Origin of the sequence: Pullulanibacillus camelliae (assembly GCF_014642655.1) — a bacterium.
GTDB classification, from domain to species: Bacteria; Bacillota; Bacilli; order Bacillales; family Sporolactobacillaceae; genus Pullulanibacillus; species Pullulanibacillus camelliae.
Genome location: NZ_BMIR01000003.1, coordinates 151,716 through 176,280, shown reverse-complemented (window position 1 = coordinate 176,280; position 24,565 = coordinate 151,716). Strand labels below are relative to the sequence as shown.

The 24,565-nt window shown below is 42.7% G+C and carries 24 protein-coding genes and 1 pseudogene; 13 read left to right on the top strand and 12 right to left on the bottom strand.

The features are described 5' to 3' along the window. Positions 1–133: 133 nt before the first annotated feature. The 4 genes from IEW82_RS05145 to IEW82_RS05130 all read left to right on the top strand — a co-directional run bounded on the left by IEW82_RS05145 (position 134) and on the right by IEW82_RS05130 (position 3,346). Entirely contained in the window at positions 134–331 is a 198-nt protein-coding gene (locus tag IEW82_RS05145; protein ID WP_188690204.1) for a DUF5370 family protein, read from the top strand. Between the two features lie 79 nt (positions 332–410). Further along, positions 411–902: a glutathione peroxidase gene (locus IEW82_RS05140; protein ID WP_188690201.1), complete on the top strand. Its 492-nt coding sequence runs from the start codon at positions 411–413 to the stop codon at positions 900–902. Between the two features lie 147 nt (positions 903–1,049). Further along, entirely contained in the window at positions 1,050–2,123 is a 1,074-nt protein-coding gene (locus IEW82_RS05135) for a branched-chain amino acid aminotransferase (protein WP_188690198.1), read from the top strand. 452 nt (positions 2,124–2,575) lie between these two features. Next, positions 2,576–3,346, top strand: coding sequence for a class I SAM-dependent methyltransferase (locus tag IEW82_RS05130; protein ID WP_188690196.1), 771 nt, complete (start codon positions 2,576–2,578; stop codon positions 3,344–3,346). A gap of 264 nt (positions 3,347–3,610) precedes the next feature. On the opposite strand, the gene IEW82_RS05125 is transcribed toward IEW82_RS05130, so the two are convergent. The 5 genes from IEW82_RS05125 to IEW82_RS05105 all read right to left on the bottom strand — a co-directional run bounded on the left by IEW82_RS05125 (position 3,611) and on the right by IEW82_RS05105 (position 8,664). Next, positions 3,611–4,534, bottom strand: coding sequence for an aldo/keto reductase (locus IEW82_RS05125; protein WP_188690193.1), 924 nt, complete (start codon positions 4,532–4,534; stop codon positions 3,611–3,613). Positions 4,535–4,735: 201 nt separating this feature from the next. Next, complete coding sequence (locus IEW82_RS05120; RefSeq protein WP_188690187.1) at positions 4,736–6,448, bottom strand: ABC transporter ATP-binding protein; 1,713 nt, start codon at positions 6,446–6,448, stop codon at positions 4,736–4,738. Between the two features lie 352 nt (positions 6,449–6,800). After that, complete coding sequence (locus IEW82_RS05115; protein WP_188690184.1) at positions 6,801–6,950, bottom strand: lmo0937 family membrane protein; 150 nt, start codon at positions 6,948–6,950, stop codon at positions 6,801–6,803. A gap of 113 nt (positions 6,951–7,063) precedes the next feature. Next, positions 7,064–7,870 carry an SDR family NAD(P)-dependent oxidoreductase gene (locus IEW82_RS05110; protein WP_188690181.1) on the bottom strand — a complete coding sequence of 269 codons (807 nt, stop codon included), beginning with the start codon at positions 7,868–7,870 and terminating at the stop codon, positions 7,064–7,066. 74 nt (positions 7,871–7,944) lie between these two features. Continuing rightward, entirely contained in the window at positions 7,945–8,664 is a 720-nt protein-coding gene (locus IEW82_RS05105) for a metallophosphoesterase family protein (RefSeq protein WP_188690176.1), read from the bottom strand. A 131-nt stretch (positions 8,665–8,795) separates the two neighbouring features. Between IEW82_RS05105 and IEW82_RS05100 the strand changes: the two genes are divergently transcribed. Together IEW82_RS05100 and IEW82_RS05095 are read left to right on the top strand one after the other, a co-directional pair. After that, positions 8,796–9,098: a phasin family protein gene (locus IEW82_RS05100; protein WP_188690173.1), complete on the top strand. Its 303-nt coding sequence runs from the start codon at positions 8,796–8,798 to the stop codon at positions 9,096–9,098. 31 nt (positions 9,099–9,129) lie between these two features. Next, complete coding sequence (locus IEW82_RS05095; protein ID WP_229672335.1) at positions 9,130–10,800, top strand: ABC1 kinase family protein; 1,671 nt, start codon at positions 9,130–9,132, stop codon at positions 10,798–10,800. A 30-nt stretch (positions 10,801–10,830) separates the two neighbouring features. On the opposite strand, the gene IEW82_RS05090 is transcribed toward IEW82_RS05095, so the two are convergent. From IEW82_RS05090 to pheA, 3 genes are all read right to left on the bottom strand, one after another. Beyond that, positions 10,831–11,469 (bottom strand): hypothetical protein, encoded by a 639-nt coding sequence (locus tag IEW82_RS05090; RefSeq protein WP_188690168.1) that lies wholly within the window; start codon positions 11,467–11,469, stop codon positions 10,831–10,833. Between the two features lie 151 nt (positions 11,470–11,620). Then, positions 11,621–12,619: an LLM class flavin-dependent oxidoreductase gene (locus IEW82_RS05085; RefSeq protein ID WP_188690165.1), complete on the bottom strand. Its 999-nt coding sequence runs from the start codon at positions 12,617–12,619 to the stop codon at positions 11,621–11,623. Between the two features lie 115 nt (positions 12,620–12,734). Continuing rightward, positions 12,735–13,556: a prephenate dehydratase gene (gene pheA / locus IEW82_RS05080; RefSeq protein ID WP_188690161.1), complete on the bottom strand. Its 822-nt coding sequence runs from the start codon at positions 13,554–13,556 to the stop codon at positions 12,735–12,737. 235 nt (positions 13,557–13,791) lie between these two features. Here pheA and IEW82_RS05075 point away from each other — a divergent pair, with 235 nt between their 5' ends. The 6 genes from IEW82_RS05075 to IEW82_RS05050 all read left to right on the top strand — a co-directional run bounded on the left by IEW82_RS05075 (position 13,792) and on the right by IEW82_RS05050 (position 19,153). Beyond that, positions 13,792–14,601 carry a sulfite exporter TauE/SafE family protein gene (locus IEW82_RS05075; RefSeq protein WP_188690157.1) on the top strand — a complete coding sequence of 270 codons (810 nt, stop codon included), beginning with the start codon at positions 13,792–13,794 and terminating at the stop codon, positions 14,599–14,601. Positions 14,602–14,805: 204 nt separating this feature from the next. Next, entirely contained in the window at positions 14,806–15,351 is a 546-nt protein-coding gene (locus tag IEW82_RS05070; RefSeq protein WP_188690155.1) for a helix-turn-helix domain-containing protein, read from the top strand. 24 nt (positions 15,352–15,375) lie between these two features. Beyond that, on the top strand, positions 15,376–16,467 hold the full coding sequence (locus tag IEW82_RS05065) for an ABC transporter ATP-binding protein (RefSeq protein ID WP_188690151.1): 1,092 nt from the start codon (positions 15,376–15,378) through the stop codon (positions 16,465–16,467). A 10-nt stretch (positions 16,468–16,477) separates the two neighbouring features. Continuing rightward, the gene (locus IEW82_RS05060) at positions 16,478–17,275 is read left to right on the top strand and encodes an ABC transporter permease (protein WP_188690148.1); all 798 of its coding nucleotides are present in this window, start codon (positions 16,478–16,480) and stop codon (positions 17,273–17,275) included. A 4-nt stretch (positions 17,276–17,279) separates the two neighbouring features. Beyond that, positions 17,280–18,080: an ABC transporter permease gene (locus IEW82_RS05055; RefSeq protein ID WP_188690145.1), complete on the top strand. Its 801-nt coding sequence runs from the start codon at positions 17,280–17,282 to the stop codon at positions 18,078–18,080. Continuing rightward, positions 18,077–19,153: an ABC transporter substrate-binding protein gene (locus tag IEW82_RS05050; RefSeq protein WP_188690143.1), complete on the top strand. Its 1,077-nt coding sequence runs from the start codon at positions 18,077–18,079 to the stop codon at positions 19,151–19,153. The genes IEW82_RS05055 and IEW82_RS05050 overlap by 4 nt, the downstream gene beginning before the upstream one ends. A gap of 44 nt (positions 19,154–19,197) precedes the next feature. Here IEW82_RS05050 and IEW82_RS05045 read toward each other — a convergent pair whose 3' ends face one another. The 3 genes from IEW82_RS05045 to IEW82_RS05035 are packed head-to-tail and all read right to left on the bottom strand — an operon-like array spanning position 19,198 to position 21,504. Beyond that, positions 19,198–19,521, bottom strand: a complete 324-nt coding sequence (locus IEW82_RS05045) for a CHY zinc finger protein (RefSeq protein WP_229672333.1) — start codon at positions 19,519–19,521, stop codon at positions 19,198–19,200. 1 nt (position 19,522) lies between these two features. Next, positions 19,523–20,281 (bottom strand): SDR family NAD(P)-dependent oxidoreductase, encoded by a 759-nt coding sequence (locus IEW82_RS05040; RefSeq protein ID WP_229672363.1) that lies wholly within the window; start codon positions 20,279–20,281, stop codon positions 19,523–19,525. Positions 20,282–20,286: 5 nt separating this feature from the next. Beyond that, the gene (locus tag IEW82_RS05035; RefSeq protein WP_229672331.1) at positions 20,287–21,504 is read right to left on the bottom strand and encodes a CynX/NimT family MFS transporter; all 1,218 of its coding nucleotides are present in this window, start codon (positions 21,502–21,504) and stop codon (positions 20,287–20,289) included. A 301-nt stretch (positions 21,505–21,805) separates the two neighbouring features. Here IEW82_RS05035 and IEW82_RS05030 point away from each other — a divergent pair. Then, positions 21,806–23,225 (top strand): annotated as a pseudogene (locus tag IEW82_RS05030) (peptide MFS transporter). 47 nt (positions 23,226–23,272) lie between these two features. Here IEW82_RS05030 and IEW82_RS05025 read toward each other — a convergent pair. Then, positions 23,273–24,406 (bottom strand): zinc-dependent alcohol dehydrogenase, encoded by a 1,134-nt coding sequence (locus tag IEW82_RS05025; protein ID WP_188690135.1) that lies wholly within the window; start codon positions 24,404–24,406, stop codon positions 23,273–23,275. Between the last annotated feature and the right edge of the window lie 159 nt (positions 24,407–24,565).

Here is a 24,565-nt window from a genome sequence, read left to right as displayed (position 1 = left end):
TGACTCCAGTATCCTAAATGATTCTTAACTTTTGCTTAATAACACTGAGATTAATAGATTAGATGAATACCTTTAATCAAAATGGATATCCTAATTTTAGAAAGAAGAATCAAGCCTACGGAGGAATCAGGCAATGGATTTTCATTTACAACAAAATGGTTATGACTTTAAGGCGGTATACAGCCCCCTTAATAACAGTGGCATGCTATTTATACGTAACGAGATCGATGGGAGTCTTGTAAGAGAGCTTCCCTTCCCCTGTGAATCAGAAGAGCCAACCGCAGAAGAAATCAATCGGGCAATCGATGCGTTTCTTAGTGAGCTCGACTAAGTATTCAACATCTTACGGCATAAAAGTTGAATCTTAATGAAGAAGCATGCTATGGTGTGAAAAAATGGAGGTGGTCGCTTTGACTATTTATGATTTTTCAGCACAAACCATTGATGGTACAGACAAGTCTTTAGAAGATTACAAAGGCAAGGTACTCCTCATTGTCAATACAGCGAGTAAATGTGGCTTTACACCACAATTTGAAGGGCTTCAACAGCTTTATGAAAAGTATCAAGAGGAAGGCTTTGAAGTGCTCGGATTTCCATGTAATCAATTTAAAAATCAGGAGCTAGGTTCCAACGAAGAAACCCAGGCTTTTTGTCAGAAGAATTATGGCGTTAGTTTCCAAATGTTTAGCCGCATTGATGTCAACGGTCCGAATGCCCATCCGCTCTATAATTACTTGACCACCCAGCAATCAGGATTGTTTTCAAAAAAAATTAAATGGAATTTCACAAAGTTTCTCATTGATCGTTCAGGAAATGTCTTGCAGCGTTATGCGCCACAAACCAAACCATCTCAAATCGAAACAGCCATTCAAAACGCTTTAAAAGCACCGATTTCTCTTTAAAATCGTCGAAGACATGGCGAAATAACAAAATTTTTCGTTAAATTATCAATTTATTAAACATTTAGACTGGTTAAATTCTAAAAAGACTGATATAATCGAATGAAAAATCGCCATTGTACAGACGACATAAGAAAGGGATGCTTACGCGTGAAGCAAGTCATTGATTTTGTTAAAACAAACAGAGAGAAAGAAAAACAACCAGCTGAATCCTTAGGATTTGGAAAGTATTTTACAGACCATATGTTTGTCATGGATTACGATGAAACGAGGGGATGGCATGAACCTAAAGTTGTGCCGTATCAACCGCTCACATTAGAACCCTCTTCGATGGTATTCCATTATGGGCAAGCGATTTTTGAAGGTCTGAAAGCCTATCGAACACAGGATGGCAAGGTTCAGCTATTTAGACCTAATAAGAATATCGAAAGGCTTAACTTTTCCTGTCAAAGGATGAGTATTCCTACACTAGATGAAGAACTCGTACTAGATGCGATTATGCAGCTCATCACGATTGAAAAAGATTGGGTGCCCGATGGTGAGGGCACATCACTATATATCCGTCCGTTTATCATTGCCACGGAGCCGTACCTTGGGGTTAGATCGTCCAAGCGCTATAAATTCTTAATCATTCTATCCCCTGTCGGTTCCTATTATGGTGGAGATCAGCTTAAACCCGTTAAGATTTACGTTGAGGAAAATTATGTTCGCGCAGCCAAGGGCGGGGTGGGGCATGTCAAGACCTCCGGCAATTATGCCGCAAGCCTAAAAGCACAGGAAGAAGCTGAAGCACTGGGCTATGACCAAGTGTTATGGCTCGATGCCAAAGAAAATAAATATGTTGAAGAAGTCGGCAGCATGAACATCTTCTTTAAAATAAAAGGTGAGGTTGTCACCCCACAGTTAAACGGCAGTATTCTCAGTGGTATTACGCGAAGCTCTGTCCTTCAGTTATTGGAATATTGGAATGTACCTGTTTCTGAAAGAAAGATTTCGATTGAAGAAGTCTTCGATGCCTATTACCGCGGTGAACTAGAAGAAGCTTTCGGAGCTGGGACAGCGGCTGTTATCTCCCCTGTCGGAGAACTCAGCTGGAACAATCAAAAAATCACTTTTGCACAGGATCGTTCCGACAACATCGCCAAGCGTTTATATGAATCCATTACTAATATCCAGCTTGGAAAAGAACCCGATCCTTTCCAATGGACGCTAGAAGTGAAGTAAAGCCCCTATAAAAGTCTAGAGGCTGAGACAAAGCGAAAACCGAAGGGATAAGTAGCCAGGGAAACGGGAAGCGTAGCCAAAATACGGAGACTCCTGCGGGGACGAGGACAGCGTTACTTCACGAATAAACGACGCGTTGTTCCGAGGAAGTTGACGACAAAGCAAGTCTAGCACAAATGCAGGAACAGGGGCTTCTTAGTCTAAGTCTCTTACATTTAATTTTATACTTTCCTATCTTTTCAGAAATCCGAACGCATGCCTTCAAAATTGTGAATGCGTTCGGATTCTCTATGAGCTGAAGCCTTCTGTCCCAGCCCTCTTATTTATGACAACACCTTAAGTCATAACAAATAGTTATCACTCGTAATAGTAAAATGAACATTTACTTATAAGTACAAATCGGAGAAGATAGATGTATAGCTTAGGAAGCACCGAAGGGAGCCTGTTCATTAATGTCAACAAAAAAGGATGTTATCAATCAATTTGGACAAAATGCTCTGGCTTATATCCATAGTCCGCTTCATGAAAAGGGAGCCGACCTGCAAGTACTCATTGATAGTATCGAGAAGAGAGGAAAGGAAGCGGTGCTTGATGTTGCAACGGGTGGGGGCCATGTTGCCAATGCGATAGCCCCTTATGTGAACCAAGTGACAGCCTTCGATTTAACACCCCAGATGCTCAAGGCCGCTGAAACCTTTATCACACAAAACGGTCACACAAACGTTTCATTTGTTAAAGGTGATGCAGAAGCGATGCCCTTTCAAGCAGAAACCTTCGATGTAGTCACCTGTCGCATTGCCCCTCATCACTTCCCCAATGTGGATGCCTTTATTTCTGAAGCCTATCGCGTGCTCAAACCCAACGGGCAATTTTTACTTGATGACAATGTAGCACCCGAGAATAATACCGCTGACCATTTTTACAACCAAATTGAAAAGCTAAGAGATAAAAGTCATCATCGCGCTTGGAAAAAATCAGAGTGGCTTAGCAAGATAGAAGCAGGCGGTTTTACAATCGATGCCCTCTTCTGCTTTGATAAAGTCTTTGCCTTTGACTCATGGTGTGACCGCATGAGCCTCACAGATATTCAGAAAAAGGAACTTACTGCGCTCATGGTTAACACCCCCTCTTCCCTAAAAGAGACCTTCCATATTCACATCAAAGAGGACCAAGTGATTTCCTTTCAAGGCCAAGCAATCGTTTTAAAGGCGCGAAAAAGTTAAGCGCAGTTGTTATATTTTCTAGTATTAAACACTCAATCTTTTCCTAGAGATAAAAAGGGATTTGATGACACATGCATGTGAATATCAAATTCCCAAGATGCCTGCGGGATAATGAACCAGGTGAGCCCACAGAAAGCGAGCAGCATGGCGGGAAAACGGGCACTATCCACTTCATTTGCACCCAAAATTTTTTGTACCTTCTTGGATTACATTGAAAAAAGGGAGTTCCGAACCAGCGGAGCTCCCTTTCCTATTCTACTTATATTAGCCTAAGGTCTCTCTTAACTTCTGAAGATCTTCTGAAGTTAATTTCACATCAACAGCAGAAGCAACGCTCTGAATTTGTGCAGGATTTCTCCCTCCAGGGATCACCGCATCCACACCATCCTGAGCCAATAACCAAGCCAAGGCAAGCTTTGGAAGTGTCGTTTGTTTAGCTTCCGCAAACGCTTTGAGCTCCTCTGCAAGCTTCAGCTTTTCCGGGGTAAAGCGCTGCTTGCGATTATCACCGTCTTCAAAGGTTGATTGTGTATCATACTTTCCACTGAGTAATCCAGACGCCAACGGGAAATAAGGAATGAAGCTTATTCCATGTTCCGCACAATACGGTAAGACGTCTTTTTCGACATCGCGGTCAACCATGTTATAGCCTGATTGCAGGGCAGCAACCTCGGCCACCTTATCTGCCTCTTTAAGCTGGTCAATGTTAAGATTTGAAACACCTATAGCTCTGAGCTTGCCTTCCTCTTTCAAGCGTGTTAGCTCACCTAGCGATTCTGCCAAAGGCGTTTCGTTGTCTGGAAAGTGAAGGTAGTATAAATCAACATAGTCTGTGCCAAGTCTCTTTAAGCTCTTTTCTAGTGCAGAGCGCAAATATCCTGGACGGTTATTCTTTCTGACATGGCCAGATTGATCCCATTCATTTCCGCCTTTAGTAGCAATAATTAAATCATCACGCTTGGTGCTGATTTCTCTTAATACCTCACCAATTAGCTCTTCTGAGCGCCCTAAGCCATACACATCGGCAGTATCAATAAAATTGATCCCTAAATCGATAGCCGTTTTAACAAAATCCTTACCATCCTTTTCACTCAACTCTTTAAAAAAGTTATGACCACCTACTTTATTTGTTCCCAATCCAAGCGTTGAGATCTTCATATCCGTTTTTTTGAGAGTTACGTAATCCATAGTCACATCCTCCTCTTTAACTTTAAAAGTATTGTTTCTAGTATAATACGGTTGGCGTGGACATGCATGGATTATGATATTTCCCAAAGAAGGAGGCTAGGACAGAAGGCTTCTGCCCGCTCTCCAAAAAAACAACTCAATTATTTCCCAAGGAATAAATAGATATTTATATAGTAAATCTTTGATATAGCACTTATAATCTTATCCAAATTGCGCCTGATGAAGCTGACTATAGATCCCACCTTTGGAAAGCAACTCATTGTGATCCCCCTGCTCGTTAATGCCGTCTTCTGTTACCACAATAATGCGGTCGGCATGCTTGATAGTAGCCAGGCGATGAGCAATTACGAGTGTCGTTCGTCCCTCGGAGAGCTCCATAAGGGCTTGCTGAATCGCCACTTCTGTCGCCGTATCTAACGCTGAAGTCGCTTCATCCAGAATCAAAATCGGTGGATTTTTCAAGAACATTCGCGCAATGGAAAGTCTTTGCTTTTGCCCACCTGAGAGCTTCACGCCGCGTTCGCCAATGATGGTATTAAGTCCATCTTCTTGCGATTGAATGAAGGATTCCAGCTGCGCACGACGCGCTGCATGCCAAATCTCTTCATCTGTTGCATCCAGCTTACCGTAGGCAATATTTTCTCCTATAGTCCCCGAAAATAAAAAGACATCCTGCTGCACAATACCAATTTGTTGACGTAAGGAAGATAGAGTAATATCTTGAATATCCATACCATCGACGGTGATACGACCAGAATCGACTTCATAGAACCTTGGCAATAAGGTACATAAAGTGGACTTCCCAGCTCCCGAAGGGCCAACAAATGCCACTGTCTCTCCAGCCTTGATCGTTAAGTCAATATCCTTTAATACCTGACTGCCATCCTCATAGCCAAAGGTCACCTTGTCATAGTGAATGTCTCCTCTTACCTTATCAATAGCCAACGCTCCAGGCTTATCACTGATATCAGGCGCTGTATCGAGTATTTCCGTATAGCGTTTAAAACCGGCAATCCCTTTTGGATAGCTTTCAATTACCGCATTGATTTTCTCCACTGGTCGAAAGAAAACATTAGTTAAGAGAATAAAACCAACAAATTCACCATTAGATAGCTCACCATGAAGCACAAACCATGTCCCACAAATCAGTACAAACAAGGTCATAAAGCGCATCATCATATAGCTGACAGCTGTACTATATCCCATGATTTTGTAGGAACGCAGCTTTGTTTGTCTCAGCCTTTTATTATTGATATCGAATCTTGCCCGCTCGTGCTTTTCATTAGAAAAAGCTTGAACAACACGAATACCACCAATGGTATTCTCAATCCGTGAGCTAAATTCTGCGACATTCTCATGCATGTGCCGAAAGGTGTGTGTCATTCTTTTATTGCAAAAAACAATAAGCCAGGTTAAAAACGGGATGATGACAAATGTCATTACTGCCAGCTTCCAATTAATCGCAAGCATCATAAAGAAAGCACCTAATAAAGTCATCACCGCAATAAAGATATCTTCTGGGCCATGGTGTGCGACCTCGCCGATCTCAAATAGATCATTAGTCATACGGGAGATCAGATTGCCTGTTTTATTATTATCAAAGAAACGAAAGGATAGCTTTTGAATATGATTAAATAGTTTTGTCCGCATATCCGTTTCAATATTGATACCGAGCTTATGACCCCAGTACGTCACAATAAACTGCAGACCGGTATTAAATGAATACATTAAAAGCAGACCGATACTTGCCCAAACAATTAAAGACCAATCATGACCTGGCAATAATTTATCGATCACCTTATTAACAGCAAGTGGAAACATGAGCTCTAAAATCCCACAAACCACCGCACAACAAAAGTCTAAAATAAACAAACGCGTATAAGGCTTATAATAAGAAAAAAAACGGCGAATCAACCCCATCCCCCCATCACTTTTTATCTACAAATTATACCCTATATGACTGTCGTTGCCTATATGATAACAGCATTTTATTGATAATTATTATCAATAATAGTTATTAGTCAGCCCCCTTCATGCCAATAGCCTTCAGTCATGTTCTACGGTCTAAGGCTAGATAGAGTTTTGCTCCCCAAGAGCACGCGCCTGGTTCTTGTCTAGGTTCATTGCAAGGTCAAATGGATTGAAGCGCGGGGCGCGAGACTCCCGCGAAAACGTGCATGCTCCACTCCATTTACACCCAAAGTGTTATATCCTCTTTCTTATTAAAAAAAAGCACCTCACCCGAGGATGACCCTTAGGTGACGTGCTAATGATGGGCAAAAATGCGTTTGATCAGATAAACAATAAACAAAACAACGGCGATGACTAAAAGAATGTGGATAAGTCCGCCTAGGATATGGAACATGAATCCAAGAAGCCATAAGAGTACTAAAATACCAATAATTGTCCAAATCACGGCTGGAAAACCTCCTTTTTCTCTAGCCTACCCTGACGTTCAGTTCATTAACCGAAAATGCTGGACTCAGCCCTTCAGCAAGGATGAATACCTATTTTAGATTATGGCTCTTTCTAAGCCCCCTGAGAAGCAATTGACCCTCCATCTACACGGATATTTTCGCCTGTTATAAAGGAAGCTTGATCAGAAGCCAAAAAGACAACGGCTGCCGCCACTTCTTCTGGTAGACCTGGACGCTTGACCTCGATATGCGGCCTATTCTCTTTCAAAAAAGCTTGTACTGCTTCATCAAAAGCAATACTCTGAGCTTCAGCATCCCTTTGTAAATTATCTTCAAGCAAAGGTGTCATGATAAACGCTGGAGAAACACTATTCACCAAAATACCGTCTTTGGCATAAGCCTTGGATAAGCTCTTTGTAAAATTAATCATCGCTGCCTTTGTTGCATTATAATGTGGCATAAAGGCATCTGGCTGGATACCAGACTCCGAGCTAATGTTAATAATTCGTGTTGAGGCCGCCTTGCGCATATAGGGAAGGGCCGCTTTGGTCACACGCACCATGCCAAAGACATTGACATCAAAGACCTCCTGCCAGTCATCCACTGATAACGCCTCAAAATTATAAAAACCGCCGACAATCCCCGCATTGTTCACCAAAATATCAATGGTATTATAGTGACTAATCGTCTCTGATATTAGACTTTCAACATCCTGTTGCTTTGTGATATCCGCCTGAACAGCGAAAATCTCTCCGCCCTCTGTCTGGATCTCACTTTGGACATTATCTAATTCTTCTTTTCCTCGTCCGCAAATCACCACATTGCAGCCTTCTTTGGCTAACGCCTTAGCAATGGCCTTACCAATTCCTTTGCTACCACCTGTGACAATCGCTGTTTTATTTGCTAATCCAAGTTCCAAATCTTTCATCCTCTCGAAGGTTATTTTTAAACCCCTATACCCTTTTTCAAGAACAGATCAAACCTCTCAAGGCTTTAAATCTGCGCATTTTTAATGATAGTGATTAAGGCCTGTGCATTGGGATAGCCAGATTGTTGGTATTTTTGAATAACCTTTTCAGTATCATAAGGCACTCTTTCAATCGACACGCTGTACCGCCCATTCTCTACAGTGACCATGGCATAAGAGGCCTGATCAAGTCCATCAAAAGGCAGACCGACACTTCCCAAATTGACAACGCATTTTCCATTTATGTACTTGATATAGGCGGTGTGAATATGTCCATAAAGGTAGAGCGCCGCATCCTTGACCAATAAATTTTCCTGAATCGCCTCTGGACCAGCATTTGCTTGGATATTCTTAAACAAGCTTGACGGTGTCGCATGAAACGCATGAAAGGGCACTGTTCCTGCGAGTGTCCCTTGAATCTCTTCAGGAAGGGTCTGCAAATACTTGATATCCTTCTCGCTGAGCTGTGCATAAGTCCAATCTCTTTCTTGACACATCGTCTCCAAGGCCTCATCGGGAACCTCTCCCCGCCTAATTCCACGCACAACCCAGGCATCTGCATTGCCTTTAATCACTTGTGCATCGGATTGTCTAATCAAATCTAATGCCTGCTTCGGCTCGGGGCCGCGAAAGCAGAGGTCACCCAAAATCTTGACGGCATCCGCACGTTTGTTGCGAATATCTTCTAGTACTGCTGCTAACGCATCCGCATTACCATGAATATCCGATATAAAAGCAACCTTCATTCCATTTGCCCCTCCCATTTATCTTTAATTATAGTTTACCCTCCTTTCACATATTTTTAAAAAGAAAAGGATAATTGAACAGTCATTTAGGGTAATGATATATTAAGGGAAAAAGAAAGGGTGGACCTAACATGAATGAGTTGATTAGAAAAGGCTTTTATCTTGGCCTAGGTGCTGCACTTGCCAGCAAAGAAAAAGCTGAAAAGTACGTAAAGGAATTTGTAAAAAATGGCGAGCTTGCCCCACAAGAAGCCAAACGCTTGATTGATGAGCTTGCTGAAAAAGGAAAGGATAAACAATCTGATTGGAGTGAAGGCTTTCGCCAAGATATCAAGGATACCTTGAAAAAGCTCGGTTTTGTCACGCATGAAGAATTAGATGCTGTCAAAAAACGCTTAGAGGCTTTAGAAGGCAAGCAAACAGAAGACGATTAATAACTCTGCAGTATCGAAGGTGAAGAGGATCATGCTGACAAAAAGAATCCGACATATGAATCGTTATCGTGAAATTGTCACCGCTCTAGCAAAATTTGGATTTGGGTATATTGTCAAAGAGATTGGGCTCTTTCATTTGATCGCCAATCCTCTTAAGAAGATAAAAATTAATTTTGAATCTGATCAGGCCTCCGCCGGAAAAAGAGTACGACTCCTAATGGAAACCTTAGGCCCAACATTTATTAAGTTGGGTCAGCTTCTCAGTATTCGCAGTGATCTTCTCCCTAATCAATTGACACAAGAGCTTGAGAAGCTCCAAGACGATGTGAAGCCCATTGATACAGCCCTCGTCAAAACCTTGGTAGAAACAGAGCTTGGTGCCCCTATTGATGAGCTATTCACATCATTTTCACCAGAATGTCTAGCAGCGGCATCGATCGGTCAGGTCCATCAAGCGACCTTAAAATCAGGAGAAACCGTTGCCGTCAAAGTACGAAGGCCTTACATCGAAAAACAAATTGACACGGATATTGAAATTTTAAGAGATCTTGCCAGACTTGTCGAACAGCGCTTTGACTGGGCGCGGCACTACCAAATAAGAGATATCATTGATGAATTATCTGAAGCCATTAAAAGTGAAATGGACTACTCCCAAGAAGGACGCAATGCCGAAAAAATTGCCAAACAATTTGTGAATGATGAGCATATTATCATTCCTAAGGTTTATTGGGATTTCACATCAAAACGCGTGCTGACGATGTCCTATATTACGGGAAAAAAATATACGGATATTCAAGCGATTCCCGATGATCAATTCAATAAAAAAATATTAGCTGAACGGCTTGTACACTCCTTTCTTCATCAAGTGCTTGTTGTCGGGATCTACCATGGTGATCCTCATCCAGGCAATCTCTTCTTCCTACCAGGAAATAAAATCGCTTATCTCGACTTTGGTCAGGTTGGCAAGCTCACACAAGAGATGAAAAATAATTTTGCTTCTCTCATCATTGGTTTAATGCGCAGAGATACAGATACATTACTGCGAACCGTCTTAAATATGGCAATCACCCGAGAGGACATAAATGAAGGCAAATTAAAAGATGATCTTGATGACCTTAGAGATAAATATTATGATATTCCGTTTAGTAAGGTGAATATTGCTGACGCCATCGCTGATCTATTCGCTACGACACAAAAGCATAAGATTACGATACCGAAGGACTATACCTTACTTGGAAAAGCATTGATGACACTCGAGGGGATTATCACGGATCTCGATGCAGACATCAGCCTCGTACATCTTGCAGAACCCTTTGGCAAAAAGCTGCTCATCGATAAAGCCAACCCTAAAAATATCTTAGCAAGACTTTGGGAGGGGCTGCAAGACCTCGCCGATGATAGCTATCGCCTCCCTCGCCTGCTTAAAAAGGTACTAACCAAAGTGGATCGCGGGGATGTCCGCCTAGAAATGGAGCTCCCACAGATCGATAAGCTGTTATTAAGGATCGATCGTATTGGCAACCGTATTTCCTTCAGTGTGACATTGCTTGCATGTAGCATTATCATCGTCGGACTTATTATCGCTAAAACCTTTGGCAATAATTTTCTCGACTTCTTCCCCATTGTTGGCATCGGTATCGTCATCATCATTCTCATGTTTTTATGGTTGATTTTCTCTATTTTTCGATCTGGGCGATTTTGACGTACAAATCCCCCAGATCATTTTTTCCTTTTAAACCTTAGTTACACTTTCCTCCTTCATTGACTGCTCTAATTCCAGCCACCTCTCTTTAAAAATCCAAGCCGCCCGACTTAATCCAATAAATAATAAAGTCAGTACAATGAACATCCATGAGTAGCCAAGAAAACTTTGAATACCGCCAAGCATGGGAAATATTATCACGAATCCTAACGCCATTATCGTCTCCATTGTAGACATTGTCGTTGCTTTAAAAGAGTCTGGAGCCAAAGCGGTAATGGTGCCATCGATCATACCTTCATTCACTCCCGATAGCAGCTTGCCTAAAAAAAGACCCAGCAATACCAGCCCCCAGCTTATCCATTGTGTGACAAAATGGGCTGTAGAGCTTATAAAAAAGAGTAATGCCCCTGCATAAATCAAGGGGGTCACCATCAGCCAACAGCTCCATCCCCACCAACGTTTTACCTGTTTTACGTATTTGTTTCCAATAATAGCAACAAGGTTTGCAAGCGTAAAAATCAGTGTGATCATGATAGGGTTTAAACCAATGTAAGAGAAATAGGACTCAGCAAGCTGACCAACAAGACTCGATAATGTCCAATAGGCCGCCGCACCAAATAGTAGAAGTGTAAAAGCAGCGGGAAGCTTGCGCCAAAAGGTGAATAGCATTAATATAACATAATTATCTATATTTTCCAGATAACAAATAAAATTTATATATAAATCGGCTCTCTAATACCCGCTAAAGTCACGAGTGACCAACATCTCCCTTCTCATTCCGCAAATAGAAGGGGAAATGCGGCATCTGTTCCATTGATGGCTAAAGCATTTCCTTCGCAATGAACTGATAGGAACGCTGACGCTCGACATAGGTAGGCGTTAACGTCACAATCATGATTTCATCTGTCCCATAGAGGTGCTGAAGGGCATATAACTGCTCCTTAACCTCCTTAGGATTCCCGATGATCAACCTCTTTTTTCTTTCTGCAAACTGCGCGCGTTCCTCCGTGGTCATAAGAAAGGAGCGTGCATCCTCTAAAGTAGGATAATCGTGTACCGCCTCGCCGCGCTCTCTCAGGATCTGCCGAACCCCTCCGCGCAAAGCGAGAGCCTCGGCCTCCTCTGTTGTTTCAGCACAAATAACGGAGGCAGCCACAAGTGCACAAGGACTTTTAAGCACAGCCCCGCGGGATTGAAAAGCCTGTTGATAATCAGCTATAGCTTTCGGGCCATTATTATCGCTCATAAAATGTCCGAAGGCATAGGCCAATCCCTTTTCAGCAGCTAGCAAGCCACTTTTTTCACTTGTTCCAAGAAGCCAAAGCTGAGGATGAATCGGGGGTTGAGGGGAAGCCTTAATTTTTGAAAACATCTCATCCTCCGGAAAATCATTTTGAAAAAAATGAATAAGCGTCTCAAGAAGCTGAGGCATCTGACGCACGTTTTCTAAAAAATTTCCTGAAAGCGCAATAGAAGCCTCTGCTGATCCCCCAGGAGCTCGGCCGATGCCTAGATCAATTCTTCCAGGAAATAAGGTCGCCAGCAAGTTAAAGGTTTCCGCAACCTTATATGGCTTATAATGCGGCAGAAGCACAGCTCCTGAGCCAAGACGTATTCTTTCTGTACGCGCACCGATATAAGCAAGCATCACTTCTGGTGCTGGGCAAGCAAGGCCCGCTATATCATGATGCTCTGCGATCCAATAGCGATGATAGCCAAGGCGTTCCCCCTCTTGAGCCAAAGCTACCGATGCTTCTAAAGCCGTTTTAGCCGAACTCTTTTCCATTACGGGCGATTGATCAAGAATGCTGAGTTTCATCTGTGTATCCTTCTTTCCTTTGATAGTGAGACATGGCCTAGCTCCAATTATCTCGGACCCGAGCCCCCTTGGTATGAAGTAAAAGACATGGCCCTCTCTCACCATGTCTTTATTGTCATAGTTTAGTTGTACTATAGCTGCCCAATACACGGGCATGATGACCAAGTGTTTCAAGTATAGTTATTGCCTTTTTCATATTCATCTCATGGGCACCTAATTCAGCTTCTATAAAGAAACGGTAGGTCCCCAGCTTTTTCTTTGTTGGACGTGATTCAATCCAGGTCAGGTTAATCGCCAGAGAGGAAAAAACATTTAATATAACAGACAAAACTCCAGGGCGCTCCTCACCGGGTGAAACGACAAGCATCGTTTTCGATGCGTTAGCATTTACCTTCTGTTCCTTCGTCATCACAATAAATCGAGTATGGTTCACCAAATTGTCCTGAATATTTCGATCTAATATGTTCAGTCCAAAGACTTGCCCTGCCCATTCAGAAGCGATAGCAGCCACATCATGACGCCCTGACTCTTTAACAGCTTTGGCAGCAGAGGCTGTACTATTGAAATGCTTAACCACCGCTTTCAGATCATGAATATAGTCTTGACATTGGCTTAACGCAGGTGGGATCGACCAGATTTCTTTTACATTCTCAAGCTTTGTGTCTTTAGCCCCTAGTAAATACATGCCAATCGGGAGAATTAATTCTCCCTCAATATGTAATCCTTGAGAAAGCAACCCATCGATCGTCACATTAATCGTACCCTCAATCGTGTTCTCAATAGGAACAATCCCTTGGTCCACTTGATTGTTCTTAACTGCCTCAAGGACATCAAAAATGGTGTCACACATTGTCCAATCTGGATGATCAGACTCAAAATATCGAAATGCAGCTTCTTCTGAAAATGTCCCTTTAGGACCCAAATAAGCAACCTTCAACGCCTTAACTCCCTTTAACGTTTTAACCAATTATAACGCAAGCGTGCTTTTTATACTATATGATTGACTATCATCAAGGCTAAGAAAGGAGGCTTGATTATTCCCACAATGCGATGCCTCCTAACAAAAAGAGGCCTGTACATTTCTTTTATTCAATTTAACATCGTTTCCGAGAATAAGTAGGTGTATAATGGAGAAAGAATTTTTAAGTACATAATAGGAGTGTCCTTATTTTATGATTTTAATCATCGAATTCTTAGCGATCGGCGTCCTAACCGGTATTCTCTCAAGTCTGTTTGGCTTTGGTGGAGGCATCATCGTCGTTCCGGTTTTATATTGGCTGCTTCCTGGCCAGCATATCCCTGACAGCCTCGTCATGCACGTCGCTATTGCTACTTCTCTTGCGATCATGATCATTAATTCGACCAACTCGACTCTTTCCCATCATAAAAAGGGGAATATTATTTGGCCAATTTTTCTAAAGCTCGCTCCAGCTATTGCAGTAGGAGCATTCATCGGCAGCTTAGTTGCTCATTACTTTAGTGATGAGGTGCTTCGCTACCTCTTTATTGCCTTTCTCCTTTACACAATCATTTCCTCATTTCTTAAAAAATCGTTTATCCGTGTAGAGGCGAATGACATTCAAATGCCACGTCAGATGCTCACCAATTTTGTCGGCAGTGGTATTGGGATAATTGCCACCCTTCTCGGTGTTGGCGGCAGTATTCTCACCGTGCCCTTTCTACGCCGATGTAAATTAAAAATGATCAATGCAGTCGCGTTGGCAACACCGCTGAGTCTGCCGATTGCTCTAGTGGGGTCTGTCAGCTCCATTTTTACTGGCCTAACACAAGCACATTTGCCTGCGACCTGTTTTGGTTATATCAATCTCCCCGCATTTTTAGGGATTGCCATCGGTGGCTTTATCGGTGTTCCCATTGGTATCCGACTCGCTCAAAAACTGCCTGATCAGCTTTTTTCTAAGGTTTACTTACTCTTACTCCTGCTAGTCACCTGCGCCATGATCTTCAACAACTCTTATTAAAAATCAAAATAGCCACAAATCACAGCCACGGGCATGTAATCCGTGGCTGTTTATCCTGCACAAAAATTTTAATTTAGTGATTGTTGACGTTTATCAAAGTTAGTGTATAATAACCTAGGATTTATATTAAACTTTAAGTTTTGTATTAGTAAACTCCATAACACTCTTAGTTTAGTGATCCTAAACTTGTGGAAGGATAAGTTGATGAATAAAATCGGTCATAAAATCAAAAATCTACGCCTGACAAAAGGCTTAACACAGGAAGAGCTTGGGGAACGGACAGACCTCAGCAAGGGCTATATCTCACAGCTCGAAAATGATTTGAGTTCACCATCTCTAGAAACCTTCCTCGATATTCTTGAAGTGCTTGGCTGTTCTCCTAAAGATTTTTTCGATGAGAAGCAGGCCGTCCAAAAGGTGGTTTATCAAGCAGTAGATCAAACAGATTACACCGATGAGGACATGGGCTACCATGTCCAATGGCTTGTTCCAGAATCAAACGAGAAGGACATGGAGCCCATTCGCCTGGTATTAGAAAAAAGGGGTGCCTTTAAAAGCTTCGAACCTTCCCTTTCTGAAACCTTTGCTTATGTCCTTAAAGGGTGCATCAAGGTTCGCTTAGGCCATCGCTGTTATACCGCTAATCAGGGTGAAGCTATTTATTTTAGTGCCAGCGAATCCCATCAAATCATGAATGACTTTGACGGAGCATCGGAATTGATTCTTGTGGCAACAGAATCGTATTTATAAATCGTTTTAAGGAGAATGAAATCCATGACAGAACAAACCATCATTCGCTTTGACCAAGTCACCAAACAATACGATCACGATCAAGCTGTCCTAAATAATGTCAGCTTTGAAATCGAACGTGGTAAATTTTATACATTGCTTGGCCCCTCTGGTTGCGGTAAAACAACAATCCTGCGGTTAATCGCTGGATTCACCGAGCCCTCTCAGGGCAAGATTTATTTCAACGGACAGATCATCAATACTGTGCCTGCCAATAAACGACAGGTCAATACCGTTTTCCAAGATTATGCTCTGTTTCCGCACTTAAATGTTTTTGAGAATGTGGCCTTTGGCCTAAGAATCAAGAAGATGAAGCAAAGTCAGATCACAGAAAAAGTGAAAGAAGCCCTACGCTTTGTCAATCTTGAAGGCTATGATCATCGCACAATCAGTGAAATGTCTGGTGGTCAGAAACAACGGGTCGCCATCGCTCGTGCTATTGTGAATGAGCCAGAAGTCATCTTACTCGACGAACCGCTGTCTGCGCTTGATTTGAAATTGCGCACCGAAATGCAATACGAGCTGCGTGACTTACAAAAGCGCTTGGGAATCACCTTTATCTTTGTTACGCATGATCAAGAAGAGGCCTTAGCGATGTCGGATGAAATTTTTGTCATTAACAAAGGTAGCATTCAGCAAAGCGGTTCACCGATTGATATCTATGATGAACCAATCAATCGCTTTGTGGCGGACTTTATTGGCGAATCCAATATTATCCCCGGCACGATGCGGCAGGACTTTTTGGTCAATTTTGCTGACAAAGACTTTGAATGTGTGGATAAGGGCTTCGATGCAAATGAAGCTGTCGAGGTTGTGATCCGCCCTGAAGATCTGGAAATTACAGAGCCTAGTCTCGGTAAGCTCCAAGTTCGTGTCGACTCCCAATTGTTTCGTGGCGTGCATTTTGAAATTTGCTGTTTTGATGAAGCGGGGAATGAATGGCTCGTGCACTCTACAAAGCGCGCCCAAGTTGGCGAGACCATCGGCCTCAATTTTAGTCCTGAGGCCATCCATGTTATGCGCTTTGGAGAAACTGAAGAAGAATTTGATAAGCGCCTAGAAGCGTATGACGGTTGAGGGATATCCAATGCAAACACGATATAAAAATATTTACCTTATACCCTATGTCCTATGGATAGTCCTTTTTGTCATTGCACCTATCCTGCTCATTATTTATTATTCCTTTTTTAATATTGAGGGCCATTTGACCTTTGACAATTATATTCAATTTTTCACACCAGTTTATTTAAAGATGGCAGCAAGCTCTTTTTGGTATGCCTTCTTAATTATGGCGATCTCGTTAATTATCGCCTATCCGACTGCACTCTTGCTCACAAGGACGAAGCATAAACAACTATGGCTCTTGCTGATTATTTTACCGACCTGGATTAACCTATTATTAAAGGCCTATGCCTTCTTGGGCATTTTCGGCACCTATGGCCCTGCTAATACTTTTTTACAATTTATCGGCATTGGCACGAAGCAACTTTTGTTTACCGACTTTAGCTTTTTGTTTGTCTCAGTTTATATCTTTATACCTTTTATGATCTTACCCATTTTCAATGCCCTTGAAGAGCTCAATCCGTCATTAATCGACGCTTCACGTGATCTTGGTGGTTCACCGTGGACCACCTTCCGCCGTGTGATTTTCCCACTCACTTTAGATGGTGTTAAATCAGGCTGCCAAGCAGTGTTTATTCCAGCACTCTCATTATTCATGATCACGCGCTTGATTGCCGGGAACCGCGTCATTACATTAGGAACAGCGATAGAAGAGCACTTTCTTGTCACTCAGGATTGGGGAATGGGAGCTACCATTGCCGTCTTTCTTATCATAGCCATGGCAATCATTATGATTCTTACTGGAAAGCGAAGGAGAGGATGATTTGATGAAAAAATATAAAGCTCTGAATATTTATCTCGTCCTTGTCTTTATCATCCTTTACGCGCCGATTTTCTATCTTATTTACTATTCTTTTAATAGCGGTGGAACAATGCACGGGTATGGTCACTTTACCCTCAAGTGGTACAAGGAGGTTGTCCAAGACACGCGATTGATCACCATTGTCCTAAATACTTTAGTGATTGCCTTACTTTCATCAGCCATTTCGACAATGCTTGGTGTTGTTGGTGCACTCGCCATTCGCACCGTTAGACGCGCACCGGTAAAAAATACATTACTGACCTTGAATAACGTGCTCATCGTCAGTCCTGACGTCATCATTGGCGCCTCCTTCTTAATCCTATATACCATTATAGGTATTAAGCTCGGCTTTACGTCAGTGCTCCTCTCCCATATTGCTTTTAGTGTGCCCATCGTGGTGTTAATGGTGTTACCAAAGCTCCAAGAGATGAGTCCGACATTGATTGATGCTGCACGTGATTTAGGCGCCAGGCGTTGGGATGTTCTGAGCAAAGTAATCCTGCCGTTTATTAAGCCCGGCATCTTTGCAGGTTTTTTCATGGCACTCACCTATTCTTTGGATGATTTTGCCGTCACCTTTTTCGTGACAGGTAACGGCTTTTCGACGCTGTCAGTTGAAATCTATTCCCTTGCCCGACAAGGTATCTCACTCACGATCAATGCCCTATCAGCCTTGCTCTTTCTCTTTACGGTTATTCTCGTAGTTGGCTATTACTTTATCGTTCAGTATTATCGTAAGCCACGCAGACAGGGGGCTGGAGAATGAAGGCACTCGTCAGAGCGTTCATCCTCGTATTCATTATTGCCTTTGCTTTCATGTTCCTCTCTTCGCGATTAAATGCCACACAGGACTTTGCAGGCGGGGGAAAAACACTGACCATATACAACTGGGGGGATTATATCGATCCCCAATTGATCAAGAAATTTGAGCAGCAGACAGGGATTCAAGTCATATACCAAACCTTTGACTCAAATGAAGCGATGATGACAAAGATTGAACAGGGGGGAACAACCTTTGATGTGGCCGTACCCTCTGACTATACCATCAGTAAAATGAAGGAAGAGCATCTGCTCATTCCCCTGGACCATTCCCAGCTCCCCAATCTAAAATACATTAGCCCTCGCTTTATGAACCTATCCTTTGATAAGGGGAATAAGTACTCCGTTCCTTACTTCTGGGGAACGGTCGGCATCGTCTATAACGCCGACATGCTTGGGGGCAAAAAGATCACGAGCTGGAATGATTTATGGGATAAGGATTTGAAAAATCAAATTCTGCTTGTCGATGGCGCTCGGGAAGTTATGGGCCTGAGTCTCAATAGCCTTGGCTATTCATTAAATGATACAAATGAAGCTCATTTGCAGCAGGCTAAGGCCAAGCTAAATCAATTGACCCCAAATGTCAAAGCGATTGTAGGGGATGAAATCAAAATGTTGCTCGCCAATGAGGAAGCGGCGGTTGGTGTTGTTTGGTCTGGAGATGCTGCCGAAATTATGTCTGAAAATAATAAATTGAATTATGTTATTCCTAAGGAAGGGTCTAACCTCTGGTTCGACAATATGGTCATACCAAAAACAGCCAAGAACGTGAAGGGCGCTCATGCGTTCATTAATTTCATGCTTGATCCCAAAAACGCCGCACAAAATGCTGAATATGTTGGCTATTCAACACCTAACGAAAAAGCATTAAAGCTTCTGCCGAAAGACGTTTCTACGGACAAACGCTTCTATCCCGATAAAGCGACGACAGATAAGCTGGAGGTCTATGATAACTTAGGCAAACGCATGCTTGCCCATTACAACGAACTTTTCCTGGAATTTAAAATGCATCACAAATAAGAGGACCGGGCGAAAAGCATGCCCGGTCCTTTTTGGTTGTTTTATTAGCCTACCCTTGTTTCAAAATAGAGCGGATAATGCAGACTGCATCCTGGATTAAAGTCTGCCTGGCACTTTACACAATGATAGGTATGCAGGTACTCATTAATGGTATGCTCATACCCACAATGCCCACAAAGGATAGCCTTTGTATCAAATGCTTCTTTTTCCCATACGATTCGCTCATGATCCTCTTCCTCATCATGGCATTGATAACAAGGGTAATACTTCCCACAGCATCTAAATTTGATGGCGATAATATCTGTCTCCCCATGATAGTGGGTACAACGTGTTTCGTGATCGACCGTTTGTCCGTAAACCTTTGGCATTTTATGCATTACCTTTCAATAGATCATTCACATCATATATCTGTCCATTTTTAATGTCTCTGTTATCAAGCACTAAGCTCACAAGGGCCCTGGCTACACGTTCAGGACTTCTAAGCATGCCTTTTTCCTTAAACTCCTGAAACCTCTCAACATCTTGAAAAGCCTGACTATCACTTGAACGGATCACACCCTGCATATCGGTATCCATAATGCCTGGATTGTAAGCAATAAATGTATGCGGAGCACCTGTAGCTTTGCTTTCTAGCGCCGCTGTCTCTGTAAATACATTCAATGCTGCCTTGGAACTGCTGTAGGCACTCCAACCATGTCGAGCATGCTGAGCGGCCCCTGAAGTGACATTGACAATCATAAGTGGTGTGGTCGGAAAGAGCTGCACAAGGTGGTTAGTCAGGACCATCGGTGCTAACACATTGATGTCTATTAATCGCTTCATTTCTAGCGGACTCATCTTACCCACCCTTTCAACAGGTTCAACAACACCAGCATTATTCACAACATATAAAGCTTCTAGATCACCCATTTTATCAAGGGTGGGCTTTAACTGGCGAGTAAGGTCTTGTTGGCCGTCAAATTGAGAGAGATCACAGGTCAGATGAGCATAGGATAATTTCAGCTTCTGTGCTTTTTGTTTTAATGGTTCATTCTCACGTCGCGCAACAGTAATGACGGCGAATCCTCGATCCATAAATTGTTCTGCTATGGCAGCACCTAATCCTCTTGATGCTCCAGTGACAATCACAGCGTTCAATGCACTTCCTCCTTTTGTTGACTTTTAGCCTGAATAAACTGTGGACTCCCTGCTTTTAGCCCAAATATAAGCAATAAAACGGTCATCACAAGCAATAAAACAAGCGGACTTGTCCATCCATGCGTGAGATCATGCAAAAGCCCAAACAAAAATGGCCCAATGGCCGCTAACAAATAGCCCAGAGACTGGGCCATACCAGAGAGATTAGCCGCATCATCAGCGTGCTTTGTCCGCAGACCAAATAACGTTAACGCTAGGCTAATGGCGGCGCCACCGGCAATCCCGATTAATACAACCCAGAGCCAGGTCGCAAGCGAACCGATTAAAATTAAACCGAGAAAGCCGACAAAAAACATTGCTGAAATAAGGACAATGAGCCCACGTTGACTGGAAAACCTGCCCGCAAGAATAGGGACGATGAAGGATGCCGGTAAACTGACAAATTGCATCAAGGAAAGCATCCATCCCGCTGATGTTGCTGATAATCCATACCCTTGAAGGAGCTCTGATAACCAAGCGACATTTGAGTAAAAAAGCAGAGATTGCAAACCCATGAAAAGCGTGACTGACCAAGCAAGGCCAGAGCGCCATAAACTCACCTTTGGCCGTTGCTGTTGCTTTGGAAAATGCTTTTTCTTGAGCTGCGGGAGCCATACAATGAAAGCCAGTAAGGATAAAATCCCCCAGCTCATGAGTGAGCCTTGCCATCCCCATCCCCCAACTTTAGAAAGAGGAACGCTAATCCCAGAGGCCAAGGCGGCAAAAACATTCATTGCGACTGAATAAATCCCCGTCATTATCCCAACGTTTTCCGAGAAATCCCGCTTGATAAGTCCGGGGAGCAACACGTTGCCCATTGTAATGCCAATACCCGCCAGCAGCATACCGACAAATAACCATGCCGAAGAATGAAGACACCGGATAAGAATTCCGATGGTGATAACCAATAAGCCTGCAGCAAGGGTCGTTTCAATACCAAGCTTACGTGCAAACCATGGCGCAAGCGGTGAGAATAGCGCAAAGGCAATGAGAGGAATAGTAGTGAGCATCCCCGCTAGGGCGTTGGACATCCCAGTCGATGCTTTAATCACATCGATTAAAGGACCTACGCCTGTTATAGAAGTCCGTAAATTTGCTGCGATCAGTATAACGCCTATAATTAGTAATAAAGCTCCAACTTTTGAAGTGTGTACGTCTGCATGCTTTTGATTCACAATATAAACCTTGCTTTCTATATAATAAATTCCATATTATTTTAAAACAAAGAGGTTACCGAATACAACTTAAAGCCTCCAAAGGCCTTTAAAAGTTAAATTTTTTGAAACCCCCAAGTTTTTAAACTTTATTCGAAGACTTGACTGCACTTTTTTTCTGTTTTACGATATATATTTGGAAATAAATTTACATTTTGCAGATTTATTTTCATTTTCGAAATATTTGAAAGGTTGGTGATGATAGACAGTGTCTTCTCAGAAAACTTCTAATGAAAAGACTTTTTTCGGTCATCCGCGTGGGTTGTTTACCCTCTTTTCAACTGAGCTATGGGAGCGGTTCTCCTATTATGGCATGAAAGCTCTACTCATTTACTATATGTATGATAAGCTCAAGAATGGGGGCTTAGGGCTTGATCAAGGTACAGCCGCCTCCATCATGTCTGTGTATGGTGCATTAGTGTATATGTCTGGCATTATTGGCGGATGGATTGCGGACCGCATACTTGGGGGACGTCGCACAATATTTTACGGCGGCATACTCATCATGTGTGGACATATCGCGCTCTCTTTCCCTGGTGGAGTCGTTGCCCTCTTTATCTCCATGGTCTTTATTATCATTGGTACCGGTTTGTTAAAACCTAATGTTGCCAACGTTGTTGGTGATCTATATACCAAAGAGGATATTCGCCGCGATGCTGGCTTTAGCATTTACTATATGGGAGTTAACCTTGGCGCCTTTATTGCGCCATACATCGCTGGTACTCTCGGGCAAAAGATCAATTATCACCTAGGTTTTTCTATGGCTGCCATCGGCATGGCTTTAGGCCTTATTTTTTATGTCATAAGTGGCCGTAAAACTCTTGGAGAAGCGGGAACAAAAGTCCCTCATCCGTTATCACCAAAAGAAAAGAAACAGATGTACGTAAAAGTACTCATCGGTTTGCTCATCATTGCTTTACTTGTTGTGATAGGCGCGTTAACGGATAACCTGACTGTCAGTGCTTTTTCCACAGTTATTAGTATCTTGGGTGTTCTTATCCCGTTATGTTATTTTATCGTCATGCTCTCCAGCAAAAAAACATCGGATGTTGAGCGCTCACGCTTACTGGCTTACATCCCGTTATTTATTGCTGCGGTCATCTTTTGGTCAATTGAGGAGCAAGGTTCAGTTATTTTAGCCATTTATGCCGATCAGCGCACCCAATTATCTTTGGGGGGCTTTACCATTGCCTCCTCATGGTTCCAATCACTGAACCCTGTATTTATTGTGGTTTTTGCACCTGTTCTAGCAGCGCTTTGGACAAAGCTTGGAAAGCGCCAACCCATTACGCCCCATAAATTTTCACTCGGATTAGTATTCGCAGGGTTGTCCTTTCTCATCATGGTACTCCCGGCATTGATTAGCGGCACAGACACGCTTGTGAGTCCATTATGGCTTGTCGCGAGCTTCTTCTTGGTTGTCCGGAGAATTATGTCTATCTCCAGTCGGACTCTCGGTCACAACAAAGCTGGCACCCGATGCCTTTTCAGCTCAAACAATGAGTCTCTGGCTGCTTTCTGATGCCTGTGCTCAAGGGATTAATGCGAAATTAACACCCCTATTCTCAGCGAACACAGAAATCTCTTATTTCGGTTATGTTGGTGGAGCGAGTGTCTTATTAGGACTCGTTATTTTCTTCATCTCACCAATGATCCATCGTCATATGCGCGGTTTGAATTAAGATGAACCTTAAAAGCATGAATGGATGCTCTCCATTCATGCTTTTTGTTATGGCTTTAAGACCACTTTAATACAGTTATCCTCTCTCCCGTTAAAAATCTTATAGGCGTGCTCTGCCTCTTTTAGGGGCAGCTTGTGAGTGATAATATTTGTGGGCTCAATCTTTTCCTTTACGATTTTTTGATAAAGATCATCCATATATCCTCTAGCAGGCGCTTGTCCCATCTTCAAGGTCACGTTCCGAGCAAAGAAGGCTCCCAAAGGAAACATGTTATAGAGCCCACCATACACACCAGTAATTTGTACAGTCCCAAACTTTCTCACTGCTTTTGTAGCAATCTGAATGGGTCCTAAAGTGCCCCCCTGTAGCTTAAGCTTTTGTTCAATCGCTTCTAATGGTGATTTCTTGCCATCCATTCCGACACAGTCGATAACAACATCTGCCCCGCCCTTCGTCACTTCCTTTAAAACCTCTCCCATGTCTTTGTGCTCAGTGAAATCAAAGGCCTCAACATGATTAAATTTCTTAGCATGCTCTAAACGATATTGATAATAGTCCACTGCAATGACACGCTTAGCTCCTTTTTTCCAAGCAAATTGCTGCGCCATTAAGCCGATCGGACCACAGCCAAGCACTATGACCGTGTCACCGCTCTGCACACCAGCATGCTCCACACTCCACCATGCAGTTGGCAGGACGTCTGACAGAAAAAGTAGTGACTCGTCTTCTAATTCACAGTCCTCGGGAACAACAAATGGGGTATAGTTGCCAAAAGGGACGCGCAAATATTCAGCTTGCCCTCCCGGATAGTTCCCGTATTTTTCAGAGTAACCGAAATAACCCCCTGAGTCATAATGCGGATTAGCGTTATCACACTGGCTTTCAAGATGCTTGTCACAGTAAGGACAATGTCCGCAAGCAACCGTAAAAGGAATGACCACACGATCACCCTTTTTGACTTTTGTAACGTCAGGACCGACCTCTTCCACGATCCCCATTGGCTCATGACCAATAATATACCCTTTAGGCAGCGGGAAATCTCCCTTATATAAATGCAGGTCAGAGCCGCAAATCGCTGTTGAGGTAATTTTGACGATAACATCTTCTTTATCTTGAATCTTCGGATCCTCAACGGTTTCTACCGACACAGCATTTGTCCCTTGATATGTTACAGCTTTCATTGTTAGCCTCCAAAAAACAATTTTTCCTTAGTTTGTTTAAAACAAGAGGCGTTTATGTATGAGCAGATTCAGTTAAAAGTAAGAAAGTGGGTGAAAGACGTTGACTGGGCATTTATACGGGAGGTGGTCCGAAGAAGTACAGGGCTAGTTCCTATTTTC